Origin of the sequence: Chryseobacterium cucumeris, assembly GCF_001593385.1 — a bacterium.
In the GTDB taxonomy this organism is placed as follows: Bacteria; Bacteroidota; Bacteroidia; order Flavobacteriales; family Weeksellaceae; genus Chryseobacterium; species Chryseobacterium cucumeris.
Genome location: NZ_LUVZ01000001.1, coordinates 255318 through 279393, shown reverse-complemented (window position 1 = coordinate 279393; position 24076 = coordinate 255318). Strand labels below are relative to the sequence as shown.

Below are 24076 nucleotides of genomic sequence, written 5' to 3'. Positions count from 1 at the left end.
CTTATTAAATAAAGCCTTAAAAACTCTTTTATTTTTTTGTGTTATCCGTTTTTCCTGATTTGTTTTTGGAAGACTTCTGAACATCTTCTTTATCAATATCAGGCGGATTGGTCTTTTTTGATGCTGCAGGAATATTCTGGAAATCCTGATTTTGCTTTTGGGTTTCTGCGGTATTGGCAGATTCTTTCCTGGTGGTTTTTCCTTTTGTATCCATGAGTTTGAATTTTAAATGTAAAAAATATGGATATTATCATTCAAAGGGTTTGCCAAACAGAATTTTTTTTTTCTAAAGTCCCAGAATACCAATTTTTCCGGTCTTGTCTTCTATTTCATAATTCAAAGCCTTAGCCAATACAAAAATATTATTCAGGTTTTCCATGAGCTGCTTACGGCCTTCTGTTCTCAACTGATTCTGATCAATTGATTTTTCTGCCGTTTCTTTAGCTTTAGCTGTAACATTTTTAATGTCTTTTTCCGAGATCCTGTTAATAAAAGAATCGTCTAAAGATTGAATTTCAACACTTGGAGTTATTCTGATCTCAGCATCAGGAAGCTCGGTAATAATAAGCTTTTTATTGATGGAATCTACTTCGATCTTCATTTTGTTAAGATCATAAGAAACCTGTGCATTGGTTTTGGTATACGTAATAATGCTGTTGCTGGAAATTTCTTTCCCAAAAACTTCATAACCCATTTTGGTTTTCTGCATACTGGAAGTATTCTGCTCCATGACCACCATCTTATTCATCTTGGAAATCTGATTGGTCAGGATATAATAATCCGATTTTTCAGTTTTATTTCCAGGGTTAAGGCAGGATTTCAGACCAAAAAACAGCAGCACCATCGCACCGGCACCGGCTACAAAGGATAATATTGTTCTATAATTTCTCAAAATCTATTTAAAAATTTCTTTGATGACAGATGAATCGTTCTTTTTAAGAATTTGAACCAAATCCCTTTCAATATATCCTGTAGTGGGCATTTCTATAATTCTACCTACTTCTTTTCCATATCTTTTCAGAATAATGGTAGGAACTTTCTGAAGATTGTAAAGACTTTCGTCTCCGGTAGGAGATTCTTTCTTACGGTTAACAGCAATAATATTCAATTTATTTTCCGGATAACCTACGGCTTCCAATATTTTCATCAGTCTTGGAAAATCTCTGTGGCTGTCTTCGCACCAGGTTCCCATAAAAACAATAATATCATAGGTTCCGATTCTCTCTTTTTTTAATTCACTGACTGCTTTTTGATCAAGAACATACTCATCATGTTCTTTCACATACCAATCTGCATAAGGAGCTTTTAAAAACTGCTCTTTCAACTGGTTTCCCAAAAGCATTTTGCCGTCATTCTGGGTTTCAACTTCACGGTTTACCACTACTTTTTGTGCAGTAAGCTGTTGTGAAGCCAAAAACAAGGTTGAAAAGGCAACAATATTGGTAATAAATTTTTTCATATTTTATTTTTCGATAATTGATTTTAAATCAGCAGGAGAGTAGTATTTGTTTTTCAATACTTTATGATCTGCCTGTCTGTAAACATTGAATTTTTCTCCGGACTTTTCATAAAAAGATTCTACTTCCTTCTCTTTGTAAAATTCAACAGTTTCCTTCGCCTGTTCTTCATTATCACATGCTTTCGACATATTGGAGCGCTGAACTTCGTTGAATAGCTCTACAAATTTGTTGCCAAGTCCGAATTCCAGTACAGCACCACTCAAAACATACTGAAGATCACACAATGCATCAGCAATTTCTACAATATTATTGTCAGCAATTGCCTGCTTCAGTTCGTTTAATTCTTCCTGTAAAAGTTCTACTCTCAGATTGCATCTTTCCGGAGAAGGAATTTGTGGGGTATCTAAAATAGGGGCTTTGAAAGTAGTATGGAATTCTGCTACTTGGTTCAGACTATCAATTTTATCCATGAATTTTTTTATTTCCCACAAAGATAGAAAAGGATTTGTAAAATGTGAAATGTACACGAGTAAAATATGAGACTCAAAAGCGCAGGCTGTCTATTGTTTTTATTTTATTCCCGCGAATTAAAGTTAATAGGCATTCTAAACCATGATTTTACTGTTGTTCCATTCTTTTTTGCCGGACTCCACTTCCCTTTTATTTTTTTCAGAGCAAATTTTACATCCTCAAGAAGAATTTTATTGTTTTCTACTTTGGGCTCAATATCTACATTGGTGATGTCTCCATTTTCATCTATTGAAAAGGATATAAGAAATGTTCCTTTTGGGTTGTAAGTTTCCCAATCCAAATAATTATTTAAGCTTTCAACAACTTCTTTTCTAAATGCTTTCATCCCTCCGGGCATGGCAGCGGATTGATATGATTTAACAATATCGTAATTGGGTTTGTAATTTTCAAAAAAATCTTTGGGTTGAAATAGAAAATCGAAATAAGCGGCAACTTTCTGTCCGTTTTGTTCTGCAGGCTGCCAGTTTTTTAAGCTCCCTAAGGATTTGACAGCAAGAGTAAAAGCACATTTGTTCTTTTCTATAATAGGCTCATCGCTCTTTTTCTTTACTAAAGCAGGTTTACCATTCTCATCAATCTTTAGGCTTACAAAATACATCTCATTTTGATCACATGGTTTTGAGCCGCTTTTCAGGAAATAGTCCTGCACATCTGAGAACAATTGGATAGAACCTCCTTGGTATGGAAACTGGTTATCAGGATACTGGGCAAGTGTTTTTTGTGAATATGCTGGCTCAAAGAACAGCATGAAAAGAAGTAAAGTAATCTTTTTCATGAATTAATGTGTTTTCCTGGTTATCAATAATGTTATTAATTTCTTCACTAAAGTAAGAAAAAGTCCACAATCTGAAACTTGTGGACTTTTAATAGGATATAGATAAGATTTCAATTACTCATATTTCCAGATTCCGGAGATAGTCAATATCATCAATCCTGGCTGCTTTTCCCCATAGCTGAAAACGCCTATATATTTTGAATGACAGGAAGTGCAATCGATACCAAAATATAAAGTAGGTAAATCATTAACTGTTAATTCTCCGAAATGCAACATTCTTTGAGAAGTTCCGTTGACAATTTTGTGCTTTAACAATTCATCTTTAGATACTACTTTATCTTCATGATACAGCTGCAGAACAGGAAATCCTGATTCATAAGGTACTATTGCAACAGTATTTTTGTTTCCGCAATGACAGCAGGTGAAAGTGGTTATTGCTGATGGAACAGCTTCATCGTTGATAAAGGTGTTTTTTTCAACAGTAGCTTTTTCGGTTAGGTTTATTTTTTCTGATATTGAATACATCTGAGTTGATTTATGGCTGAATAACTGTGCCTACTAAATTAGGGTATTTTCCGCTTGGGCTTTTCTTAATGGTAACTTTTATATAACCTTCTTCAGCCAGCTTATTCCATGTTTTCTGGTAACCCGTGTTGATGTCGATAGGGATTTTCCACATGGTTTGTTTTCCTTTCCCTGCCTGGTTAAACCAAGGAATGATGTCTGCGGTTTGGGTTTTAAACTGCATGGAACTATTCAAAACATCGATTTCATAGTAAAAATCATACTTGTCTTCAGGTTGATTTAATGCTCTTTGGGTAAAAGTATAAGTGTAACCATTGATAATAGGACTTGTAAAACTTCCTCCTAATGTAGGAACTCCGGTACCGGTATAGTTGCCAACTGCTCCGCTGTATCTGTCGAATTTCTGTCCAACCTGTAAAGGAACATCATCAACAATATTATAACCTCCGTTGGCAGGCGGCCATCCACCATTTAAATTATTAGCTTTAAAAAGTGATTCCAATTCACTCCATTTTCCCCTTTTGTAAAGGTCATAAGCTTGATTTTTTATGGCTTGACTTACCGAATTACCGGGATCATAGGTTACTGCCAATTCATCCGCATTTTTGTAGAATACAGTGGTCACATCAGGATTGATGTCTATTACTTCATCATCATCAGAGCTACAGGCAACCGAGAAAGAAGTGATGGCTAAAAAAAAGATGTACTTAAATAAATGTTTCATATAAAAAATTTAAAATTATTTTAAAATAGTGAGGTATTAGAGGGAATTACCTTTTTGAAACATCATATTATTTACAAAGATTTTAAATGAATTACTGAAATGAGGATTAGTAATGATTTTCTGTTCAGTAAGAGAAATTTTTGAGGCTGGAATTTGTTTTAATAATACACTTTTCTGACAGTAAAGTGTAGAAATATCAATTTACTCCAAAATAGAGTCAAAAACAGCAGCTGCATGAGACATCAAAAACGGCTTTGGAGCTCCCTTAAATACAATCTGGGTAAACGGCACAATAAAATATTGTTATGCGATAAATTTAAATTAAAAAACTCAAATTATAGTTATTTTGTTTTAAATAAAATGTTTTTATGTAATTAATTTCATTTATAATTGTTTATTGTGATGATATTTTACTTTAAAAAAATAAAACTGCCCCATAAGGAGCAGTTTTTACATCGTTTAATTGTAAAGGATTAGTTTTTAACAAATCTCTTAGAAGATTCTCCGATTTGAATCATATAAGCACCTTTGATAAGGTTGCTTACGTTCACGGATCCTCTTTGTAGTTTTCCTGAGTCTATTAGTTTTCCACCCATATCGAAGATTTTATAATCTTCAGAAGTTGTATTGGAAATATAAAGTATATCTCTTGCAGGGTTTGGATAAAGTTTCACATCGGTGATCAGATCTTTCGTACTATGAAGATCTCCTTTTCCGGAAGAAACAATATTAAGGGTATAATCTTCTACTTGTCCGTAAGTGAAAGCTTCACATGAAGAAGTAGGGATTGAACTATACTTCATCATTACTCTCATTCTTGTAGAACCAACAGTAGCGGTAGCCGGGATTGTAATAGATCCTGTAACCGGACTTGTTGTAGAACCTGCTTTTGTCCATGCCAGTTCTCCGCTGTCTGTAAAGTCTCCGTCTCCGTTGTAATCAATATAAACCGCGTAAGCTTCGCTGTATTTTGTGGAAGTCCAAACCGGAGTAATGGAAATTGTGTAAGCGCTTCCTCTTGTAACATTCGTGGAAACTGAAGTGAAGTTTTCATATCCTGCAGTTCCTGTAGACGTATTATTGATAGATCCAAAGGTTACATTTCCTATTCTTTCATCTGCTGTGTTTGAGGCCGAAGAAGAACAATAAGTAACCGTTCCTCCGGAAAGAGTCGTAACACTTACAGTGTTGCTGGAAACAGAAGCATTTCCTGCCGCATCTTTTGCTTTCACAGAGAAAGAATACGTAGTTGTCGGTGAAAGTCCTGTTACAGTATATGTAGTAGAAGCCGTAGAACCAATTAATGAAGCTCCCTGATATACATCGTATCCAGTAACACCAACATTATCTGTAGCTCCAGACCATGAAAGGTTAGTGGTTGTAGCTGTAGTTCCTGAAGCTGCAAGGGTAGGCGCGGTAGGAGCAACGGTGTCAGGAGTTCCGGAACCTGCATTTACAGAGATGTTAGCATTGTTAACATCAAAGAAAATGTGGTTTGATCCTTTTACCATAATTCTTCCTGTCGTTGTATTGGCATTAGGAATAGTAACTGCCTGTGAGCCATCATTCGGAGTTCCTGCCAATAGAGTAGTCCATGTATTTCCACTGTCTGTAGACCAAAGGATATCCACATTAGCAGCATTTACCCCATTGGCTGTAGTTCCTGCCACATTCCATGTTACTGTCTGAGAACTTCCTCCGGCGTATGTTGTTGCAGAGTTCTGTGAAGTGATATTGAATGGTCCGGCAGTTCCGTTAACAGTGATAACAGCATCATCGGAATTATTTCCTGAACCTCCTGCTTTGTTATCACGAACAGTAAATCTGAAGTTTAATGTTCTGGCAACTGAAGAAAGAGCCTCAACTGTGATTTCAGAACCAGCTGTAGTAGTTGCTCCGGTTAAAATCGAAGCCATTCTTGGAAAATATCTTACAGGTGCAGTAGTAGGAGTCCATGATCTGAAATTAGGTCCTGAGGCTTTTGTAGCACTTGCGGCGGAACTTGCTCCTGTCTGAGAAGAAGAAGCGTTGTCCATTTGTTCCCAGATGTAGGTTAAAGAATCTCCGTCAGCATCCGTTCCTGTTCCTGTCAGTACGAATGGAGTTCCTTTTGGAATAGTATAATCTAATCCTGCATTGGCTGTAGGAATTGAATTTCCTGTATTGGTATTAACAGAGCAGGTTTTAGCTTTAATATTATTGGTGATTTGTTGGATACTGATTGCATGGAAAAACGCGTCAGAATGCGGCTGGATATCCTGGCTGGTAATTCCTGCATATCCCATAATGGTTGATCCTGAACCTGGTTCCATATTGGCACCTGTTCCTTCATTATTCATGGAGAAGGTGTGGTTTCCACCGAACTGATGTCCCATTTCATGAGCTACATAGTCGATATCGAAATTATCTCCTGAAGGAATGGCATCTGCCGGAGAAGTATAACCACTTCCTTTTGATCCGTTTGTACAGATACAGCCGATACAGCCTGCATTTCCTCCACCTCCTGAAGCTCCGAACAAGTGTCCGATGTCATAATTAGCTTCGCCAATTACAGATGTTAAAGTGCTTTGCAGCTGTGAATTCCAGTTGCTCATTCCTGAAGCAGCAGAATAGGGGTCTGTAGACGCATTGGTGTAGATGACAGCATCATTGTTGGCAATCAGAACCATTCTTGCAGCGAAATCTTTTTCAAAAACACCGTTTACACGGGTCATTGTGGTGTTCATTGCTGCTAAAGCCTGAGCTTTTGTACCTCCGAAATAAGTGGTGTATTCTCCTGTGCACGATAATGCCAGTCTGAATGTTCTCAGTTTGGCATCGTCAGCGTTAGGTCTTGCTGCAAGAGCAGAATTGGAAACTCCTTTCTGTGCGGCATCCACCACGGTACATTCAAATTTGTTAAGATCATCTTTTTTGTCAGATTTTCTGTACACTACATACGAAGAAAGATCTTTGGTGTAAGGCTCGATGAAAACAGCCGATTTGTCACCATAAATTTCCATAGATGACAGTCCTAGTGGAGAAACACTGAAATAAACTGTGGAATTAGGATCATCCAGACCTTGTCCTACATAGGATTTGATATCCGGATATTTTGCTGCCAACTCAGGGGCAAAATTGGAATTCTCCCTCACTTTAAAATTTTCCATTCTGCCTTCAGAATTCGGAAAAGAGATGATGAGTTCTGATTTTTCGCCTGCAGCCAGTCTCTTGGGAGCTTTTGCCAGAATGTTTTTCAATCCGTTGATATCCAAGTTGTATACCTTAGGATTGCTGATGCCGGTTTTGTTTGCAAAGATTTCTGATGAAGTTCTTTTTGAACCTTCAGACCAAAGACGGTCAGTCTGTGCGAAAGAAATACCCGAAATAAGGAGCATTCCAATCAGCGTTAATTGTTTTTTCATATTAAATATTAAATTTGATTGTGGAATATCAAATCTAATAAAAAATATATTACGGAAAACAAAATTTTTTAAGGAATATTTGGAGTTTATATATAATATATTATGCAATACATTATATATAATTGAAAAGGCTCATTAATACAGAAAAGTGAAAGTAATGAAGGATGTGTTGATTTCAAAAAAAACAATATATTGATATTTTGTTTGTTATTTAATTAAAATGAGACAATATAAATTGATAATTATTTAAAGATATGTGGATAATGTTAGTAAATTGAATTTGTTATGCTGTTCCGTATTCAGTAGACAAAAAAAGCTGTTCCAGAATGAAACAGCTTACTATATTTAATGTATGTAATCCTTAATTACATTTTATCATCAGCAGTGGGGCCATAAAGTCCCGGAACTTTATTTCCGGTTGATCTTAGGTAAACCACAAGCTCACCTCTGTGATGGTACAAATGATTATAAAGAAAAGCTCTTACCACCTGAACCTTTGGCATAGGAGGGAAAAGTACATTTCCATCCATTTCCATTTTCCATTCATTGAAATAAGTGTTCTCATCCGAGTTTTCAAGAGCTTTCTGTGCGTTGGCAACATTTTCTTCGAATTTTGCAAGGATATTCTCCGCTTTGGAAATATCTCCTTTGTCATACTTATACGTACCCATATCAAAAATATCCTTATTGAAAGTGGATTCGTACCAATTGTATACTTCAGCAATGTGAGAGGCAAGCTGACCGGTTGTCCAGTTTTTTTCGGACGGTTTCCAGTCTAGTGCGCTGTCGGGGATTGCCTGTAAAATTTTTCTGGTGTTTTCAGCTTCATGCAGAAATTCACCTAAAAGTGCCTGTTTAATCATTTGTATTGGGATTTTAAAATGTTATTTCGTGATATCTCTTCCGATTACCAGTCTCTGGATTTCAGAAGTTCCTTCTCCAATCGTACAAAGCTTAGAGTCTCTATAGAACTTTTCAGCAGGGAAGTCCTTTGTATATCCGTATCCACCGAAGATCTGAACTGCATTGTTTGAGATTCTTACACAAGCCTCAGAAGCATATAATTTAGCCATAGCTCCTTCTTTTGTCATTTTTTGTTTTGCATTTTTAAGTGTAGAAGCTCTTTGGATAAGAAGTTCAGCGGCATCAATTTCTGTAGCCATATCTGCTAACATGAAGTTGATTGCCTGGAAATCTGCAATAGGTTTTCCGAACTGATGTCTTTCTTTTGCATATTTCAAAGCAGCTTTATAAGCTCCTCTTGCAGTACCTAAACTTAATGCAGCAATAGAAATTCTACCTCCGTCCAAAACTTTCATAGCCTGCTTGAAGCCTTCGCCTACCTCTCCTAAACGGTGAGAATCCGGTACACGTACGTTATCAAAAATTAATTCTGCTGTTTCAGAAGCACGCATTCCCAGTTTATTTTCTTTTTTTCCGGAAGTAAAACCAGGCATTCCTTTTTCTAAAACAAAAGCAGTAGAGTTGTTCTTAGCACCTATTTCTCCTGTTCTTGTCATTATTACGGCAATATCTCCTGAAATAGCGTGAGTAATGAAATTTTTAGCTCCGTTGATGATCCATTCATCACCATCTTTTACAGCTGTAGTAGACATGCCTCCTGAATCAGAACCTGTGTTGTGCTCTGTAAGTCCCCAAGCTCCGATTACTTTTCCGGAAGCCAGCTGAGGAAGCCATTTGTGTCTTTGTTCTTCATTTCCAAATTCATAAATATGATTGGTGCAAAGTGAGTTGTGTGCTGCTACAGAAAGACCAATAGATGGGTCAACCTGAGAAATTTCGTCCAGAATAGTAACATACTCATGATAACCTAAGCCGGAACCTCCATATTGTTCAGGAACTACAATTCCCATAAAACCCATCTCACCCAATTGGTGGAATAACTCTTTTGGAAACGTTTGGCTTTCATCCCATTCCATAATATTCGGTCTGATGTTCTTTTCTGCGAATTCTCTAGCGGTTTCCGCTATCATTTTGATGTTGTCAATAGTCTCTGTATTCATATAATAATAGTTAGTTCCCAAAGATAACCAAATTGATGGAATGCTAAAATAAATTATTTCAATCGTAATATCTAAAGGGTAATCCCTTTAGTTTTCAAATTTTTATACTTTCAGAATTAATACTTTATTAATAAAATATTCAGTCCTTTCCGTTTTTTATTTCACTATTTTAGTTCCCCAATTTTTAAAGCATGAAAAAATTTCTACTTCCTATCATTTTAATTTCCTCTTATATTTCTGCGCAGGTTCCTGCCGGATATTACGACGGAACTGCCGGATTGACGGGATATGCTCTGAAATCAAAACTTCATGATATTATTTCTGAAAAGATGGTCAACTGGCATTATGACGATCTTAAGGTGTTGTATGGACAGACTGATCTGGATAAATATTATGATCATGATGCTTCCAATACTCAGTATCTGCTGGATATCTATTCTGAAATTCCTTCAGGACCTGATTCTTATGAATATACTGCGGATCAGCTGGTAGCAGGTGTCGGCATGGAAGGCCAGGGATATAACAGAGAACACATGATGCCGCAGAGTACATTCAGTACAAGCTCATCTATCAGTGATTATCCTATGTATTCGGATCTGAATTTTATAATTCCTGTTGATGGATGGATCAACCAGCGCAGGAGCAATTATCCTTATGGAATAGGAAATAATACCAACCATTATATTTTTTCCAACACTTCGAGAATATCCAATGCAGCTATTCCCAATTATCCTTATACCGGAAGAGTGTATGAACCTATTAATGAATTCAAAGGTGATATTGCCAGGAGCTTGTTGTATTTTGCAGTACGGTATGAAGGAAAATTAGGTTCATTCAATACAGCTTATACTACTTCGGCCAATCTTACTCCTGCTACTGATCAGTGTCCATTGGATGGAACGGAAGAAAGAGCGGTTGATCTTGCTTATATTGCAATGCTGAAACAATGGAGTGCAGCAGATCCTGTTTCACAAAGAGAAATTGACCGGAACAATGCTGTTTATACTATACAAAAAAACAGAAATCCATTTATAGATCATCCTGAGTGGATTGATATGATCTGGTCCGAAACGCCTGATAATATTGCTCCCGCAGCTCCCGGATCACTGGTTTCAACCCAGCAGAATGCTTATTTTGTGAATCTGAGCTGGACGGCTTCTCCTAATAATGATGTTTTAGGCTACAGAGTTTATATGAATGGATCAGCGACACCTGTTGCGGTTACAAAAGGGACTTCCATCAGCATCGATCATCTGAGCCCGTCAACCATCTATACTTTTACGGTGAAAGCTTTTGATAAAGCATACCTGGAATCTCCATTCAGTAATACGGTGACAGCCTCAACAATTGCTTCGGATTCCTATGCCTCGGATCTTATCATTACCAAATATATATCCGGAACAAATACGGAATCTGTGAAAAATAATGCGCTGGAAATCGTCAATAAAACAGGACATGAGGTTAATTTAAATAATTACAGAATTAATATTCAGTTTAAAAATAGTCTATCCGGAGATTTCTATAATGGTGACACATATGAATTGGAAGGCAGGGTAGGAAACAATGAAACTTTTGTTATCCTGAATCCGAAAGGCACTTTATCATGTTATACTCCTGATGAGGCAAGATTTGCTACAGCTTCTGATCCTATGATGTTTGCGGGAGGAAATTATGTGGAACTTGCGTATAACAAAACAGTTACAGTAGATGCTATCGGGGTAAAATACACGACCAATAATAACGGGAACGTATCTTTATACAGAAAGAACACCATCAATCAGCCTAATAATACTTTTACTATCAGTGAATGGGATTCTTATCCGTCCAATTACTGTCAGAACCTTGGTGGCACATTGTCTACAGCAGAATTGATTGCTGACAATAATGAATTTATTATCTATCCCAATCCGGCTGATGATTATCTTTATGTGAAAGGAGCGGTTGACAAAGTAAAAATAGCCCAAATCATAGATCTTTCGGGAAAAGTGATTTATACCGAAAAAGATCCTTTCAGATATAAGAAACATATTTCTGTACAAGATGTTCCAACGGGAACTTATTTCCTGAAGCTTGATGAAAAGGTACATCAGTTTATTAAAAAGTAAATAACATCAGATTTAAATACTATCAGCTAAACCTAACAGGTTTTTAAAACCTGTTAGTTCTATTTTTATATGGTGTAGAAATAATTCAGGAGATTGCTTCGCCTTGCTCGCACTGACTGTCCTAGCCCTGATAGCAGCGGTTACCCCGCAGTAGAAGTGGGAGAAATGGAGGGTTAAGAAGCCGGAGTAGGTAGGAGCGAGGAGTATTAGCGGATAGCAGGAACAGCTTCTTGCCTGAAAAAAATGAAAAAAGTAGAGTTAAAGTAAATATAATACTAAAAGATCGAACATTTTTTTGCATTTCTGTAATTTTGTAGTTTTATATAACGCCTTAAAAACCTTATGTTTACTATATCATTGATATAAGCTGATTCACTAATAATCAATATCTATAAGTGTTGCTGCTTATATTTTTATATATAAGTAATTATGCTTATATTTGCAGTATGATAGCGGTCATTACCGGTGATATTATAAATTCACAGCATGCGGACACTGAAGTTTGGATTACCAGACTTAAACATCTTCTCGAAAAATGGGGAAGCGCTCCTCACACATGGGAAATCTACAGGGGAGATGAGTTTCAGTTCAAGTGCAAAATTGATGACGTTTTCTGGCGTTTTCTAGCCATAAAATCTCTTATTAAAAGTGTCGAAAATCTGGATGTAAGAATGGCCATAGGTATTGGTGAGGAAAGTTTCTCTTCTGAGAAGATCACTGAATCTAATGGTACAGCTTATGTTAATTCAGGAAGACTGCTTAATGATCTTAAAAGTGACGGTCATACGGTTGCTATTAAAACCTCCAGTGATCCGGTGGACAGGGATCTTAATATCCTGTTGAAATGGTCGTCCAAGGATTTTGATAACTGGACGATGGCTACGGCAGAGATTATTCATGAAATGATCATGAATCAGGATATCACACAGGAGGATCTTGCTAAGAGATTTGCTATTTCACAGTCTTCGGTAAGCCAGAGACTGAAACGAGCCAACTATGAGCTCATCGTTGAAACCAATCAGTATTTCAGAAAGAAAATCTCAGAATTATAGGCATGATCTTCATCAAACTCATATTGGCACATCTACTCGGAGATTTTATACTTCAGCCAAATTCATGGGTTGCAGATAAGGAAAACTATAAACTGAAAAGTAAGTTTTTATACATTCATGTTCTGATTCACATTGTTTTAAGTCTGATTTTTATTTGGGATCTTCAGCTTTGGTGGGTTGCTGTATTAGTGGGAATAACTCACTTTATTATTGATGCAGCCAAGCTTAGTTTCCAGAATGTAAAGACTAAGAAAAGATGGTTTTTCATAGATCAGCTGCTGCATATTCTGGTGATTGGCGGAGTTTCTTTTTATTTCCAGGAATTCAGCTTTGGATTTTTACAGAATCAGGAATTTTTAAAGGTAATTATGGCGGCACTGTTTTTAACAACACCGGCTTCTATTTTTATAAAAATCTTATTGTCATCATGGACGCCTGCTCCGGATGGCCCCAATACTATTCAAACCGAATCTTTATCAAGTGCCGGAAAATATATCGGAATTTTAGAACGCCTGCTGGTTTTCACTTTTATTATGGTGAATCACTGGGAAGGCGTAGGTTTCATGGTGGCTGCCAAATCTGTTTTCAGATTCAGCGACCTTGCACAGGCAAAACAGAGAAAGCTTACAGAATATGTATTAATTGGTACACTGCTGAGTTTTGGACTGGCTGTCTTAACAGGAATAATAATAAAATAAATTAATAAATCTAACTACAATTTAGAAAGTAAAATTATGAGTCAAAAGAAAGAAATGTTGTACGAGGGGAAAGCAAAACAAGTATTTGCAACCGATAATCCTGATGAAGTAGTAGTACGTTTCAAAGACGATGCTACAGCATTTAATGCTCAAAAAAGAGGTCAGGTAGACCTTAAAGGAGAAATGAACAACGCCATCACAACTCTTATTTTTGAATATTTAAATGAAAAAGGGATCAAAACTCATTTCATCCAAAAATTAGACGAAAGAGAGCAGCTGGTAAGAAAAGTATCTATCATTCCTTTGGAAATGGTAGTAAGAAACTACTCTGCGGGAAGCATGGCGCAAAGATTAGGAGTGGAAGAAGGAATTAAATCTCCTGTAACGATCTTCGATATCTGTTATAAAAAAGATGAATTGGGAGATCCGCTTATCAATGATCACCATGCCGTTTTCTTAGGAGCAGCTACTTACGAAGAACTTGACGAAATGTATGAGTTATCTTCAGATATCAATGATATCCTTATCGACCTGTTTGACAAAATCAATATCATCCTGGTAGATTTCAAAATCGAATTAGGTAAAACTTCAGACGGTGAAATCATCTTAGCAGACGAAATCTCTCCTGATACTTGCAGACTTTGGGATAAAGATACCATGAAGAAATTAGACAAAGACAGATTCAGAAGAGATCTTGGTGAAGTTACTGAGGCTTATGTTGAAATCTATAACCGTCTTAAAAATCTTTTACAGAAATAAGATTTAATTTATTTAAAGATTAAACCATTTAAAAATTAAACAGGCTGTAATCTTTTTAATCGTTAAATTTTTTAATCTTTTAATTTAGAAAAAATAGAAATGAAAAGTTTAGACATTCATAAAAGTGAATATTTAAAACAGTTTGAAACCCAGACTTACGGAAGGAATCTTTTCAGAACTCAGGAAGAGGAAAGACTGGATGCCCCTAATGAAGAATGTGGGATCTTCGGAATGTATTCAGATAATGATCTGGATACTTTCTCTCTTTCACAGTTTGGCCTTTTTGCATTACAGCACAGAGGTCAGGAGGCTTGTGGTATTTCCGTTTTAAAGGATGGAAGAATCACAAACATGAAAGACGAAGGACTGGTTTTGGATGTTTATAAAGAAATTCAGGAACCTGAAACTTTTATGGGAAATTCTGCAATTGGGCATACCCGTTATACCACTGCAGGAGATAAGAAGAAATATAATTTTCAGCCATTTTTCGCGAAAAACGAATATGACCAGATTATACTTTCTATAGCACACAATGGTAACCTTACCAATGCCAAAGAATTAAAAGCAGAATTAGAAGCTGAAGGCGTGGTTTTCAGAGCGACTTCCGATTCTGAAGTTATCCTGAGACTGATTCAGAAAAACCTTGATTTAGGTCTTCGTGGAGCGATTAAAGCAACCATGGAAAAGATTGAAGGAGCTTATTCTGTAGTAGGGATGACCCGAAACAAATTCTTTGCATTCAGAGACTTCAACGGTATCCGTCCGTTAGTATTGGGGGCTATTGATGAAAAATCTTATGTAGTAGCTTCAGAATCTGTAGCATTGGATGCTGTGGGTGCTCAGTATGTACGTGATATCCTTCCTGGTGAGATCATTTATACCAACGAAAACGAACCTGGAAAACTTCATTCTTATATGATGGATGAAGCGAAGGGTAAGCAGAGAATCTGTTCTTTCGAATATATTTATTTCGCAAGACCTGACTCTACCTTAGAAAATATCAATGTTTACGAGATCAGAGAAAAATCCGGAGAGAAAATCTGGGAACAGGCTCCTGTAGAAGCTGATTTGGTGATTGGAGTTCCGGATTCAGGAGTTCCGGCTGCTATTGGTTTCTCTAAAGCTTCAGGAATACCTTTCCGTCCGGTTTTGATCAAAAACAGATATATCGGAAGAAGTTTCATCGTTCCTACACAGGAAATGAGAGAAAGGGTAGTAAACCTTAAGCTGAACCCGATCATCTCTGAGATGAAAGACAAGAGAGTAGTCATTATTGACGATTCTATTGTTCGTGGAACAACATCTAAAAGACTGGTTAAAATTTTAAAAGATGCAGGCGTAAAAGAGATTCACTTCAGAAGTGTTTCTCCACCCATTATTGCTCCTTGTTATCTGGGAATTGATACTCCGTCTAAAGATGATCTTATCTCAGCGAATATGACTACGGAAGAACTTAAAAATTATCTTGGGGTAGATTCTTTAGAGTTTTTAAGCATAGACAACCTGAAAGACATTTTAGGATCAGCTAATCACTGTTTCGGATGCTTTACAGAAGAATATCCTGTTGGAAAAGGAGAAGAGATAGATTTATTCAATTAATCTCTTTATCTGAAATATATCAAAATAGAAGAGTTGGATTTGTAATCCGGCTCTTTTGTTGTTTAAATGTAGCAAAAGCTTAATATTCCTGTATTATACAATATATAATGGAGTTTTAATTTTGTCAGATTAAAACTTCAGGATATGAAAAACGCACTTTTTACGGGTATTTTTCTGGTATTTACCCAATTGTATTCTTCGCAGTCTTTTGACAAGCAGGCACACCGTGGAGGAAAATCCCTTTACCCGGAAAATACAATACCGGCTATGAAAAACGGATTAAAAATGAATGTTACCACATTGGAAATGGATCTGGCCGTTACAAAAGATAAAAAAGTAATTCTTTCCCATGATGCTTTTCTTTCACCCGAACTGGTTACAAAGCCGGATGGAACTTACATTCCCAAAGATTCAGGCTTTTATTACAAAATATATGAAATGCCTTACGCAAAGATCAAAACATTTGACGTAGGATTAAAAAAACTGAATAATTATCCTGATCAAAAGAAAATGAAGGCTCAGAAACCGCTCTTTTCAGACGTCATTGATGCTTGTGAGGCCTATGCACGCGAATTGAAAAGACCACTGCCTTTTTACAATATAGAAACGAAAACACGTCCCTTTTCTGATAACATTTTTCATCCTGAACCGAAAGAATTTGTAGATCTGATGATGAAGATTATTGTAGAAAAAAATATTCAGGACAGGGTAATCATTCAATCTTTTGATCCACGGACACTGGAAATTCTTCATAAAGAATATCCTAAAATCATGACCGCTTTACTTGTGGAAAAGGTAGATGATAAAAAACTGGCCCAGCAGCAGGCTTATTTTAAAAATATTTCTGTGGAAAAGTTCAAAATGTATCCAGATCATCTGAGTGGAGTAGCCGGAGATATGAAGTTCCTGAGTTTCACTCCTACTATTTACAGTCCGGAACACAATCTTGTAACGTCTCAATTAGTACAGGAATGCCACTCATTAGGCATGAAAGTAATCCCATGGACTGTGAATACCAGAGAAAGATTAAAGGAATTAAAAGAAATGGGAATAGATGGTGTGATCAGTGATGATCCGAGAATATTTGAATAAAACTTTTGATATAAATAGCCGGAAGAAAATCTTCCGGCTATTTTATGCGTGCAAGGTTAATGCACTTCGGTTAAAAAATTGGTTCTTAATTAGAATTTGTAGTTAAGACCTAACTGAAATACTCTGTTGTTGTTTTCAGCGGCAGACATGCTCTTATCAATCTTTGTTAAGCTGTTTACATATCTTGCATTGATACCGATATTGGAAGTGATATCATATCCTAAACCAAGGCCTAAACCAAAGTTGAATTTGTTGATCATATCTTTGTCGATATCTGTAGAGTGAGAACTTGAAGTAGTTGTTGTAACACCTCCAGTAGTACTTGCTACAGTAGATTCTCCTTTATTTTTCCCGTTAATGAAATAACTGAATTCAGGTCCTGCTTCAATATAAAATTTGTCAGTAGGTCTCATCTGAACCATTAATGGAACTGAAATGTAATCCATTTTTACTCTGCTCTGTACTTTAGTTTTTACATTCGTTACTCCATTGTCAGTTTCTGTAGAATACATTACATCTTTTGCCCCCATTTGGTTGTATAATACCTCTGGCTGTAAGCTGAAATGTTTTGAAAGTGGAATATTAACGAATGCACCTGCGTGGAAACCTAGTTGTTGTGTGTTGATTCCAAATTTCTGCTGGCTGAAATACGCTGAGTTTCCCCCTGCTTTGATCCCGAATCTAATAGGCTGAACATCTTTTTTTAGTGGTGATGCATTGACTGTTTTCGTTTCCGTCTTTGTTTCTGTCTCCTGAGCAAAAGCTAGTGTACCAGCAGTTAATGCTAATCCTAAAAATAACTTCTTCATAATTTTATTTTTTAATTTTACTATTTGTGTGTCGGATATCTCTCAATCAGACTCCAAGTATTTTGCAAATTGCTTGCCAAAGTCGAAAAATGCCTGTTTAAAGGGCTTTTCAAATGGTTTTTGAAAAGTTTATTTTAAACCATTTATCCCTTTTTGATGAATAAATGTTTTGTAAACTGAATGTTTTGTGAAAATAGTTGAATGCTCAATGCGCTTTATTATTGATAATTGAAATCATGAAAAATTTTGAACTGGAATTGACTTTTTCAGGGATTAATAACTCTTCCGGGCTCTTTTTAAGAATAAAAAATAAAAATACCGGACTCTTAAAAGCCCGGCATCCGTTTTGAAAATAATAAATATCTCTATTTAAAGCGATAAGCCACTCCAAGCTGAAGCGCATTGTTTTTGACTTTACTACCGTAATCATTCTTGAAAATTCCTGTTATACCTGCTGTGAATCGCGCAGTTACTCCAAAATTTTGTGTAAAATAATATCCTGCGCCAATTCCAATTCCAAAATTGAATTTATTATATAATTTCATTGAAATTTTATTAGAGAAATTCTCAGAATTAACAGTCGTTGTATTATCATATCTTATTTCGTTTCTTCCGTCTCCTTCTATTTTTCCTCCCAGAAGTAATCCGAATTCAGGTCCTGCTTCCACATACAATTGAGGAAGAATATTGTATTGAACCATAATAGGAAGAGTAAGGTAGTTTAGATTAGTTTTGTACTCATATTCCTGCTTCGTAAAATAATCTCCGGAATCATGAATAAAGAGATCTTCCGTTTTTGACCCTAGCTGGCTGAAAAGAAGCTCGGGTTGTATACTGAATTTTTCAGCAACAGGAATATTGGCAAATATTCCGATATGTGAACCGGCTTTGATTTTTTCGTTATTATCAACTTCGTTTCTTTCCCCTCTGCTGAAAGTAGAACCATTGAAACCAGCTTTAATCCCAAATTTTACCGAAGATGGTTGGGTAGGAGACTTTTCTTTTTCCTGAGCATTCATTAAAAAAGAGCCAACAAGTGTAAGTCCTAGAAAAATTTTTTTCATGATTATAAGTTTTATTTTCTGTTTTTTTTGTGGCAAAATATCTGCCATAAAGATAAGAAGTGATAAAAATCATACGGTATGCGAAAAAGTCAGGATTAAACTAATAAACCTGACTTTTTCTATTGAAATCAAAATGTATTTTAAATAAAACAAAACACTTTTCAGTATTCTGTTGTGCACTCTAATGTCCAGCTATCTCTTGCAGTTCTCGTTAAAAATTAATGGTAATAGTTAGAGTTTGTTTTGAATTTCAATTGAATACACAATTGAATCAATACCTATTCATTGTAAAACAGGAACTGTAAAATTGGAAATTCCGGAATAGAGTACAATTACTATTCTGTACGCAAATTTCTTGCCAAAAAATATTCAAACAATAAAAAAGCCGGATTTACTATAATCCGGCTTTGTATTGAATAGAAAGTTTGTTTTTAGAATTTGTAAGCTAAACCAAATTGGAATACTCCGTTTTTCGCTTTATCTTCAGATAAATCAGGTCTGTTTTTCGCTACATCTGTTAAACCTGCAACATATCTTGCAGTAACTCCGATATTTTGTGTGAAATAGTATCCTGCTCCAAGACCAATTCCGAAATCAAATGATTTGAAAATATCTTTGGCATCTGCAGAGTTTGATTTATATTTTAATTTTGAATTCACAAGGAAACTAAACTGTGGTCCAGCCTCCAGGTATAGATTAGGAAGAGCATTGTACTGAAGCATTAAAGGAACAGAGATGTAATCTAGGTTTGCTTTAGCATCGCTGTCTGCTTTAAATTTTGCTCCCATTCCGCTGTACATTACTTCCGGTTGGAAAGAGAAGTCCTGAGCTACAGGAATATTAGCGAATACTCCTCCGTAAAATCCGGCTTTAGAGTTGAAGTCATTATCAGAAAGAGTAGAGATATTAAGACCTGCTTTTACACCAAATCTAACTGGCGAAGCGGAAGCTGTGGAAGTTTTCTGAGAGAAAGCAAAAGTACCTGCTACTAGGGCAAGGCCTAAAAAAATCTTTTTCATAAGTTTTTTATTTTAATAGTTTTTAAGTTTTATTTAACTTTTCATTAAGAAACAAACTGTATGCCAAAGTGTAAATGTACTGTGAATGTACCATTTATTGTGGTTTTTGAAGAATAATTTTTCTATCGCATTAAAAAAGTCGGATTAATTTTAATCCGACTCCACTTTAATTATAAAAATTTAATGAAAAAAGCTTAATAAAGCTTTAGAATTTGTAGTTTACTCCTACCTGGAATACACCATTTCTAACAGATCCTTCTCTGTCATATCCGTATTGGTATTTTGTTTTTACAATATCAGATAATCCTGCAGTGTATCTTACATTCACGCCAATGTTTTTGGTTAAATTGTAACCGGCTCCCAACCCGATTCCAAAGTCGAACGATTGAGTTGCATTTTTTAAAGCACCAGTAGAAGCGCTTTTCTTTAATCTTGCATCAATTAAAAAGCTAAATTGTGGTCCTGCTTCCACATATAGATTGGGAAGTGCTTTATATTGGAACATTACAGGTACGGAAAGATATTCTAAATTAAGTTTTGCATTGCTGCCTCCTTTCTCTTTAGCTCCCACAGCATTATATAATACTTCCGGCTGAACAGAAAAATCCTTAGCGACAGGAATATTCACAAAAACACCACCATAGAATCCGGCTTTTGAATTCATATCCATATTAGAAAGGTTGGAAACATTTAATCCCGCCTTCAAACCGAATTTGATTTTGGGTGAAGATGTGGATGGAGTAGTAGCCTCTGTAGAAGTTGAAGTGCTTTGAGCAAAAGCAAAAGTACCTGCGATAAGTGCCAGGCCCAGAAAAATCTTTTTCATAGATTAGTTTAATTTTTACGTTGTTTAACGTCCGAGAAGCAACAAACAATATGCCGGTAAACTCCTTGTATAAAGACTTTATGGGTTTTTAACAAATCCATAAATCATCAAATTGGGATGTATTTTTGTTATTCTGTCGACACTTTGTTATTTTAACATAAAAAAGAACAGATTAAAAAATTAATCTGTTCTTTTTTATTGAATATAAAATTTGTTAGTGAATATGTAGCTTACTTAAATTTATAAGCTAATCCTACCTGGAATAGGTTGTTTCTTGTAGCATCAGATCCACTAGGTCTGTTTTTCGCTACATCTGTTAAACCTGCAACATATCTTGCGGTAAGTCCTAAGTTCGGAGTGAAATAATATCCAGCTCCAAGACCAATACCAAAGTTAAATGTATTTAAATTGTCTTTGTAGTTGTCTGTAGTACTTGACTGCCCGTTTGATTCATTTTTGAACTTGTTTTTAGCACTTACCATGAACCCAAATTCAGGTCCTGCTTCCACATAAAGATTTGGAATAAGGTTGTACTGGAACATTACCGGTACTGTAATATAATCTAGTTTAGTAGAAGCTGAATATTTAGTTCCTGCTAACGTATAATCTGATTTATTACCATATTGTGAATACTGAACCTCTGGCTGAACGCTGAATGAAGCGGCTAATGGAATGTTGGCAAATACACCTGCGTTGAATCCTATTTTAGATTTTTGATCATCAAGACCGCTATCTTTTGAAAGGGAAGAAACGTTCATACCTCCTTTTACCCCAAATGTTACCGGATTAGAAGATGTGTTTCCTGTCTGTTGAGCGAATGCGAATGTTCCTGCAGTTAACGCTAATCCTAAAATTAACTTTTTCATAACTTTAATTTTTTTAATTTTACTCTTTCTTAATTTTAAATTTTACTACTTGTCCAGCTTTTCAGTTGAACGGAGAGTATCTTTCAAATTGCTTGCCAAAATTTTTTTTATGAGTAAAATCAATAAAAAATCACTTAGTGTTTAAGTGATTTTTTAAATAAAGTATTGATTGTTAATTATTTGTAATTTTAAATAAATGTTTGTTTAGACGTGGTCTAAATTGACAATTTTGTCAAAAACACGTTTTAAAATAAATTTATTTTTTGAAAAACACGTTAAGCATCGTTCAATTTTCTATAAAAAGATAAAGATTCAAGGATATTTTCCTTGCTGCACTGATGATCATAGATGCAACAACCTATTCCAGAAAGCAGAGAGAAATTGATTTTACTGTCGGTATTCTTCTTGTCATTCAATAGTAAAGCAGTAATATCTTCATCTTTAAAATCGCTGATATCAAGGTATGGATAATATCTCTGAATGTTTTCAATGATTATTTTTGAATCTTCTTCAGAAATAAGGTTTTCAAGATAAGCCAGATGAGCTTCAGCAATCATTCCCATAGCCACAGCTTCACCGTGAAGAATCGGGTTTTCCTGCTGCAGACATAAACTTTCTACTGCATGTCCTATGGTATGCCCGAAATTAAGTGTTTTTCTAATGTTCTGCTCATGGAAATCCTGATCTACAACATTCTGTTTAATATTCATAGACGTTTGAATATGTGGGATTACCGTTTCTACTTCCAGTTTACGGATCTGTGTTAGCTGGTCCCAATGATTTTTATCAGCAATTAACCCATGTTTCAGCATTTCAGCAAATCCGCTTCTTAATTCTTTAAAAGGTAGTGTTTCTAAGAATTTGGGAAAAATAAAGATTTGCTCAGGGAAAGCAAAAGTTCCCACCATATTTTTATAGTGCATCAGATCAATCCCGGTTTTTCCCCCTATGGAAGCATCACACATCGATAGAAGGGTAGTAGGAATATTGATAAACTGTATTCCTCTTTTATAAGTAGATGCCACAAATCCGCCCATATCGGTTATTACACCACCGCCAAGGTTGATAACCAGCGCTTTTCTGTCCGCCTGCATTTCTGTAAGAATTTCCCAAAGTTGATTGGCTGTCTGGATATTTTTCATTTCTTCTCCCGCTTCAATCTCTAAAATTTCAAAGCCAAGATCCGTTTCCATATTTCCTAAAAGAACAGGAAGGCAGTATTCATGGGTGTTTTCATCTACAAGAATGAAAATTTTACTGAAAGTTTTTTCGTGAAGAAACTCGTTGAGCTGTGAAAAATTATCGTTTAATATTGTTATCATCTTCTATTTTATGTAAAGTTAAAATGTAAACTATAGTGCAAAGTTATGATTCTTAATTTTTAACTCGTAACTAAATTACTATCTTTGCATAAATTTTTAGAATGAGCAGAGATAATAATAATTCAGATAGACCAAAGAGACCAAGAATTTCAACCAAGAAAAGTTCTGATGATTCTCGTGCTTCCAGATCTGGAAATTCTTCAGGATCAAAACCTTTCAAGAAGCCGTTCTCTAAAGACGGAGGAAGAAAAGGACCAGAACATCAGGGATCCAACTCAAGATTTGAAAAGAAACCTTTTAAAAGAAATACCGACAGTTTCGAAAATTCTAACGAAGATTCAGGTTCAAAATCTGAAAGAAAACCTTATATCACGAACAAAAGTGAGAGCTATGAGAAAAAATCTTTTGGAAAACCGAAGAGAGGAGGAAAGAATTTCGATACAAGAGATAAGTATGAAAGAGGCAGCCTGAAATACGGAAGAAGACCATCTAATGGTGAAGACAGAAATGATGACAAAACAAGATCTTTTGTACAGAAAAGAAGGTTGAATAAAATTGAAAAAGATGTTCATAAAGACAGCATCCGTCTTAACAAGTATATTGCTAATTCCGGAATCTGCAGCAGAAGAGAAGCTGATGAACTGATTACTCAGGGATTGGTAGAAGTCAACGGAAAGGTGGTAACTGAAATGGGATATCAGGTACAGAAAACAGACAGAGTAGTTTTTGACGGACAAAGCATTACTCCTGAAAAACCTGTATATGTACTTTTGAATAAGCCAAAAGGTTATATTTCTACTACAAAAGACGATAAAGCAAGAAAAACTGTAATGGATCTTGTAGCGAATGCTTCTCCGTACAGACTTTTCCCGGTGGGAAGACTGGATCGTTCTACAACAGGAGTTATCTTACTGACCAATGACGGACACATGACCAAAAAACTGACGCATCCATCTTTTGATGCTAAGAAGATTTATCATGTAACATTGGATAAAAAACTTACTGGTGAAGATTTACGTCTTATTGCAGAAGGAATCCGTCTTGATGAAGGATTAGCTGTGGTTGATCAGATTTCATATATTGAAGGGAAACCTAAGAATGAAATTGGAATTGAGATCCACATCGGATGGAACCGTGTGATCAGAAGAATTTTCCAGAGATTAGGATACGAGGTAGAATCTTTAGACAGAGTAATGTTTGCAGGATTAACGAAGAAGAATATCAAGAGAGGACACTGGAGAATCCTTACAGAACTGGAAGTGAACAACCTTAAAATGCTTTAAAACAATGATAAATGATGAGTTATAAATGATGAATAACAGATTCAGATTTGTAATTTACTTCATTCTCTCAAAAGTATCTTTAGGATAAAAAACAAAAAGCGCAGAATTATTTTCTGCGCTTTTTTATTTTATTAAGCTA

23 protein-coding genes are annotated in these 24076 nt (G+C 35.7%); 7 read left to right on the top strand and 16 right to left on the bottom strand.

The window, feature by feature from the left end:
* Positions 1–28 precede the first annotated feature (28 nt).
* The 10 genes from A1704_RS01310 to A1704_RS01265 all read right to left on the bottom strand — a co-directional run bounded on the left by A1704_RS01310 (position 29) and on the right by A1704_RS01265 (position 9443).
* Positions 29–214, bottom strand: coding sequence for a hypothetical protein (locus A1704_RS01310; RefSeq protein ID WP_062669731.1), 186 nt, complete (start codon positions 212–214; stop codon positions 29–31).
* A 72-nt stretch (positions 215–286) separates the two neighbouring features.
* A complete protein-coding gene (locus tag A1704_RS01305; protein ID WP_062669730.1) occupies positions 287–892 on the bottom strand; it encodes a DUF4230 domain-containing protein in 606 nt (201 codons plus the stop codon).
* Between the two features lie 3 nt (positions 893–895).
* On the bottom strand, positions 896–1459 hold the full coding sequence (locus A1704_RS01300) for a TlpA family protein disulfide reductase (protein WP_062669728.1): 564 nt from the start codon (positions 1457–1459) through the stop codon (positions 896–898).
* Between the two features lie 3 nt (positions 1460–1462).
* Positions 1463–1930, bottom strand: coding sequence for a pyrophosphohydrolase domain-containing protein (locus tag A1704_RS01295; protein WP_034694493.1), 468 nt, complete (start codon positions 1928–1930; stop codon positions 1463–1465).
* Positions 1931–2034: 104 nt separating this feature from the next.
* Positions 2035–2766: an energy transducer TonB gene (locus A1704_RS01290; protein WP_062669726.1), complete on the bottom strand. Its 732-nt coding sequence runs from the start codon at positions 2764–2766 to the stop codon at positions 2035–2037.
* A 114-nt stretch (positions 2767–2880) separates the two neighbouring features.
* Positions 2881–3291 (bottom strand): hypothetical protein, encoded by a 411-nt coding sequence (locus A1704_RS01285; protein ID WP_062669724.1) that lies wholly within the window; start codon positions 3289–3291, stop codon positions 2881–2883.
* Between the two features lie 10 nt (positions 3292–3301).
* Positions 3302–4015, bottom strand: a complete 714-nt coding sequence (locus A1704_RS01280; protein ID WP_062669722.1) for a glycohydrolase toxin TNT-related protein — start codon at positions 4013–4015, stop codon at positions 3302–3304.
* A 473-nt stretch (positions 4016–4488) separates the two neighbouring features.
* Positions 4489–7419 (bottom strand): reprolysin-like metallopeptidase, encoded by a 2931-nt coding sequence (locus A1704_RS01275; protein ID WP_062669720.1) that lies wholly within the window; start codon positions 7417–7419, stop codon positions 4489–4491.
* Positions 7420–7784: 365 nt separating this feature from the next.
* Positions 7785–8282, bottom strand: coding sequence for a DinB family protein (locus A1704_RS01270; protein ID WP_062669718.1), 498 nt, complete (start codon positions 8280–8282; stop codon positions 7785–7787).
* Positions 8283–8303: 21 nt separating this feature from the next.
* Positions 8304–9443 (bottom strand): acyl-CoA dehydrogenase family protein, encoded by a 1140-nt coding sequence (locus A1704_RS01265; RefSeq protein WP_062669716.1) that lies wholly within the window; start codon positions 9441–9443, stop codon positions 8304–8306.
* Positions 9444–9634: 191 nt separating this feature from the next.
* Here A1704_RS01265 and A1704_RS01260 point away from each other — a divergent pair, with 191 nt between their 5' ends.
* From A1704_RS01260 to A1704_RS01235, 6 genes are all read left to right on the top strand, one after another.
* Positions 9635–11548: an endonuclease gene (locus tag A1704_RS01260; RefSeq protein WP_062669714.1), complete on the top strand. Its 1914-nt coding sequence runs from the start codon at positions 9635–9637 to the stop codon at positions 11546–11548.
* Positions 11549–11994: 446 nt separating this feature from the next.
* Positions 11995–12600 (top strand): SatD family protein, encoded by a 606-nt coding sequence (locus A1704_RS01255; RefSeq protein WP_034698295.1) that lies wholly within the window; start codon positions 11995–11997, stop codon positions 12598–12600.
* Between the two features lie 2 nt (positions 12601–12602).
* Positions 12603–13298: a DUF3307 domain-containing protein gene (locus A1704_RS01250; protein ID WP_062669712.1), complete on the top strand. Its 696-nt coding sequence runs from the start codon at positions 12603–12605 to the stop codon at positions 13296–13298.
* 36 nt (positions 13299–13334) lie between these two features.
* A complete protein-coding gene (gene purC, locus A1704_RS01245) occupies positions 13335–14057 on the top strand; it encodes a phosphoribosylaminoimidazolesuccinocarboxamide synthase (protein ID WP_047430685.1) in 723 nt (240 codons plus the stop codon).
* Positions 14058–14156: 99 nt separating this feature from the next.
* Positions 14157–15656, top strand: a complete 1500-nt coding sequence (gene purF, locus A1704_RS01240; protein WP_062669706.1) for an amidophosphoribosyltransferase — start codon at positions 14157–14159, stop codon at positions 15654–15656.
* A 144-nt stretch (positions 15657–15800) separates the two neighbouring features.
* On the top strand, positions 15801–16748 hold the full coding sequence (locus A1704_RS01235) for a glycerophosphodiester phosphodiesterase family protein (protein WP_062669704.1): 948 nt from the start codon (positions 15801–15803) through the stop codon (positions 16746–16748).
* Positions 16749–16837: 89 nt separating this feature from the next.
* Here A1704_RS01235 and A1704_RS01230 read toward each other — a convergent pair whose 3' ends face one another.
* From A1704_RS01230 to aroB, 6 genes are all read right to left on the bottom strand, one after another.
* Positions 16838–17557 carry a porin family protein gene (locus A1704_RS01230; protein ID WP_062669702.1) on the bottom strand — a complete coding sequence of 240 codons (720 nt, stop codon included), beginning with the start codon at positions 17555–17557 and terminating at the stop codon, positions 16838–16840.
* 365 nt (positions 17558–17922) lie between these two features.
* A complete protein-coding gene (locus tag A1704_RS01225; protein WP_065119536.1) occupies positions 17923–18621 on the bottom strand; it encodes a porin family protein in 699 nt (232 codons plus the stop codon).
* Positions 18622–19052: 431 nt separating this feature from the next.
* Positions 19053–19640: a porin family protein gene (locus tag A1704_RS01220; protein ID WP_062669698.1), complete on the bottom strand. Its 588-nt coding sequence runs from the start codon at positions 19638–19640 to the stop codon at positions 19053–19055.
* A gap of 205 nt (positions 19641–19845) precedes the next feature.
* Positions 19846–20466, bottom strand: a complete 621-nt coding sequence (locus tag A1704_RS01215; RefSeq protein ID WP_062669696.1) for a porin family protein — start codon at positions 20464–20466, stop codon at positions 19846–19848.
* A gap of 230 nt (positions 20467–20696) precedes the next feature.
* Positions 20697–21332, bottom strand: coding sequence for a porin family protein (locus A1704_RS01210; protein ID WP_062669694.1), 636 nt, complete (start codon positions 21330–21332; stop codon positions 20697–20699).
* A gap of 275 nt (positions 21333–21607) precedes the next feature.
* Positions 21608–22654 (bottom strand): 3-dehydroquinate synthase, encoded by a 1047-nt coding sequence (gene aroB, locus A1704_RS01205; protein WP_062669692.1) that lies wholly within the window; start codon positions 22652–22654, stop codon positions 21608–21610.
* Between the two features lie 101 nt (positions 22655–22755).
* Between aroB and A1704_RS01200 the strand changes: the two genes are divergently transcribed.
* Positions 22756–23937, top strand: a complete 1182-nt coding sequence (locus A1704_RS01200) for a pseudouridine synthase (protein WP_228432286.1) — start codon at positions 22756–22758, stop codon at positions 23935–23937.
* The last annotated feature ends 139 nt before the right edge of the window (positions 23938–24076 follow it).

Excerpts from the sequence above, each read along its gene's own strand:
- A1704_RS01310 (WP_062669731.1), bottom strand. The coding sequence starts at position 214 with ATGGATACAAAAGGAAAAACCACCAGGAAAGAATCTGCCAATACCGCA.
- A1704_RS01300 (WP_062669728.1), bottom strand. The coding sequence starts at position 1,459 with ATGAAAAAATTTATTACCAATATTGTTGCCTTTTCAACCTTGTTTTTG.
- A1704_RS01295 (WP_034694493.1), bottom strand. The coding sequence starts at position 1,930 with ATGGATAAAATTGATAGTCTGAACCAAGTAGCAGAATTCCATACTACT.
- A1704_RS01290 (WP_062669726.1), bottom strand. The coding sequence starts at position 2,766 with ATGAAAAAGATTACTTTACTTCTTTTCATGCTGTTCTTTGAGCCAGCA.
- A1704_RS01285 (WP_062669724.1), bottom strand. The coding sequence starts at position 3,291 with ATGTATTCAATATCAGAAAAAATAAACCTAACCGAAAAAGCTACTGTT.
- A1704_RS01280 (WP_062669722.1), bottom strand. The coding sequence starts at position 4,015 with ATGAAACATTTATTTAAGTACATCTTTTTTTTAGCCATCACTTCTTTC.
- A1704_RS01275 (WP_062669720.1), bottom strand. The coding sequence starts at position 7,419 with ATGAAAAAACAATTAACGCTGATTGGAATGCTCCTTATTTCGGGTATT.
- A1704_RS01270 (WP_062669718.1), bottom strand. The coding sequence starts at position 8,282 with ATGATTAAACAGGCACTTTTAGGTGAATTTCTGCATGAAGCTGAAAAC.
- A1704_RS01265 (WP_062669716.1), bottom strand. The coding sequence starts at position 9,443 with ATGAATACAGAGACTATTGACAACATCAAAATGATAGCGGAAACCGCT.
- A1704_RS01260 (WP_062669714.1), top strand. The coding sequence starts at position 9,635 with ATGAAAAAATTTCTACTTCCTATCATTTTAATTTCCTCTTATATTTCT.
- A1704_RS01255 (WP_034698295.1), top strand. The coding sequence starts at position 11,995 with ATGATAGCGGTCATTACCGGTGATATTATAAATTCACAGCATGCGGAC.
- A1704_RS01250 (WP_062669712.1), top strand. The coding sequence starts at position 12,603 with ATGATCTTCATCAAACTCATATTGGCACATCTACTCGGAGATTTTATA.
- purC (WP_047430685.1), top strand. The coding sequence starts at position 13,335 with ATGAGTCAAAAGAAAGAAATGTTGTACGAGGGGAAAGCAAAACAAGTA.
- purF (WP_062669706.1), top strand. The coding sequence starts at position 14,157 with ATGAAAAGTTTAGACATTCATAAAAGTGAATATTTAAAACAGTTTGAA.
- A1704_RS01235 (WP_062669704.1), top strand. The coding sequence starts at position 15,801 with ATGAAAAACGCACTTTTTACGGGTATTTTTCTGGTATTTACCCAATTG.
- A1704_RS01230 (WP_062669702.1), bottom strand. The coding sequence starts at position 17,557 with ATGAAGAAGTTATTTTTAGGATTAGCATTAACTGCTGGTACACTAGCT.
- A1704_RS01225 (WP_065119536.1), bottom strand. The coding sequence starts at position 18,621 with ATGAAAAAAATTTTTCTAGGACTTACACTTGTTGGCTCTTTTTTAATG.
- A1704_RS01220 (WP_062669698.1), bottom strand. The coding sequence starts at position 19,640 with ATGAAAAAGATTTTTTTAGGCCTTGCCCTAGTAGCAGGTACTTTTGCT.
- A1704_RS01215 (WP_062669696.1), bottom strand. The coding sequence starts at position 20,466 with ATGAAAAAGATTTTTCTGGGCCTGGCACTTATCGCAGGTACTTTTGCT.
- A1704_RS01210 (WP_062669694.1), bottom strand. The coding sequence starts at position 21,332 with ATGAAAAAGTTAATTTTAGGATTAGCGTTAACTGCAGGAACATTCGCA.
- aroB (WP_062669692.1), bottom strand. The coding sequence starts at position 22,654 with ATGATAACAATATTAAACGATAATTTTTCACAGCTCAACGAGTTTCTT.
- A1704_RS01200 (WP_228432286.1), top strand. The coding sequence starts at position 22,756 with ATGAGCAGAGATAATAATAATTCAGATAGACCAAAGAGACCAAGAATT.